Below are 1,248 nucleotides of genomic sequence, written 5' to 3'. Positions count from 1 at the left end.
CGCTGCCCGCTGCCGTGCTGGATAACCTGCTGGATGCCGCGGCGCTGACGGCGATCGGCGTGACCTCGAATGATTTCGTAACGCTGGATGCCTATGAAGCGCGCTGGCAGTACCTGGAGGTGACCACCCCGGACGGCATCTCGGATCCCGTCGATCCGTGGCTCGTCGCCATCGCCGATGCGCCGACGGTGACCGAGAGCGGTGATACCGGCACCACCACGCTGGCCTTCGCGGTGACCACCGCCGCCACGGTGACCGGCACGCTGACACTGAGCTATCAGGTCGACGGCGGCGCGCCGCAGACCCAGGCGGTGAGCGTGACCGACGGCGTCGGCACGCTGAGCATCGCGGTGGCCAACGACGCCGTCGACGACGGCCCCGACAGCATCACGGTAGTGATCACCGAGGTGGCCGAGGCGGGCTATGCCATCGATCCGGCCGCCGATACCGCCAGTGGCACGGTCGCGGAGGATGACACGGCCACGCTGGTCGCCATCGCCGATGCGCCGACGGTGACCGAGAGCGGCGATACCGGCACCACCACGCTGGCCTTCGCGGTGACCACCACCGCCACGGTAACCGGCACGCTGACGCTGAGCTACCAGGTCGACGGCAGCGCGCCGCAGACCCAGGCGGTGAGCGTGACCGACGGCGTCGGCACGCTGAGCATCGAAGTGGCCAACGACGCCGTCGACGACGGCCCCGACAGCATCACGGTAGTGATCACCGAGGTGGCCGAGTCGGGCTATGCCATCGATCCGGCCGCCGATACCGCCAGTGGCACGGTCGCGGAGGACGACACGGCCACGCAGGTCGCCATCGCCGATGCGCCGACGGTGACCGAGAGCGGCGATACCGGCACCACCACGCTGGCCTTCGCGGTGACCACCACCGCCACGGTAACCGGCACGCTGACGCTGAGCTACCAGGTCGACGGCGGCGCGCCGCAGACCCAGGCGGTGAGCGTGACCGACGGCGTCGGCACGCTGAGCATCGCGGTGGCCAACGACGACGTCGACGACGGCCCCGACAGCATCACGGTGGTGATCACCGAGGTGGCCGAGGCGGGCTATGCCATCGATCCGGCCGCCGACACCGCCAGTGGCACGGTCGCGGAGGATGACACGGCCACGCTGGTCGCCATCGCCGATGCGCCGACGGTGACCGAGAGCGGTGATACCGGCACCACCACGCTGGCCTTCGCGGTGACCACCGCCGCCACGGTGACCGGCACGCTGACGCTGAGCT

The 1,248-nt window shown here is 70.3% G+C and carries 1 protein-coding gene; it reads left to right on the top strand.

Features of this window, described 5'->3' with window-relative positions; all coding sequences use genetic code 11:
* On the top strand, positions 1-1,248 hold a 1,248-nt coding region (locus ACGTNG_RS18105), incomplete at both ends, for a hypothetical protein (RefSeq protein WP_394797885.1).

The organism is Halomonas sp. B23F22_3, assembly GCF_043496965.1.
In the GTDB taxonomy this organism is placed as follows: domain Bacteria; phylum Pseudomonadota; class Gammaproteobacteria; order Pseudomonadales; family Halomonadaceae; genus Halomonas.
This window is presented reverse-complemented; position numbering and strand designations above follow the sequence as displayed.